General features: G+C 45.7%; 1 protein-coding gene. It reads left to right on the top strand.

The window, feature by feature from the left end:
• Window positions 1-157: 157 nt before the first annotated feature.
• On the top strand, window positions 158-521 hold a 364-nt coding region (locus R7044_RS27945; protein WP_225456339.1), incomplete at its 3' end, for a LysR family transcriptional regulator.

The following is a 521-nucleotide window of genomic DNA, read 5'->3' as shown; positions in this document are numbered from 1 at the left end:
AGGCACAATGATCGCTAACGCCATCAATTTAAAAAGTACTGCGGGGAAGATTCGATCGTTACGAGTAATGATTAGCTACCCATTTGTTCTACTCAATGACTGAAATTTTATCTATGATTGAGATAATAAAAAGTTAGATACCATCGGTAAAAGCGATATGTTTACTATCGAACAATTGCAGGCGTTTGTTGCCACATCCGAATCCGGCTCATTTTCCGCAGCAGCGAGAAAGTTAGGTCGAGCCCAATCCGTGATAAGCCAACACATTATGAACATGGAACTCGACTGTGGTGTCGATCTGTTTGATCGCTCCGGCCGTTATCCCAAACTGACCGAGAACGGCCATGCTCTGATGCCTTACGCGCAAGCGGCGATCAGTCAACTCGACCGATTAAACAATAAAGCGACTCAGCTCTTTTCTGCGCAGGCGAGCGAGCTTGTTCTCGCGATTGATGAAGGGATTCCGCTGACTCGATTACCGGATGTGCTTAAAAACCTAGAGCAACAATTTCCGCAACTAC

Source organism: Vibrio sp. 1402, from assembly GCF_033340275.1.
The sequence above is the reverse complement of the archived record's forward strand: the minus strand, read 5'-3'. Positions and strand labels throughout refer to the sequence as shown.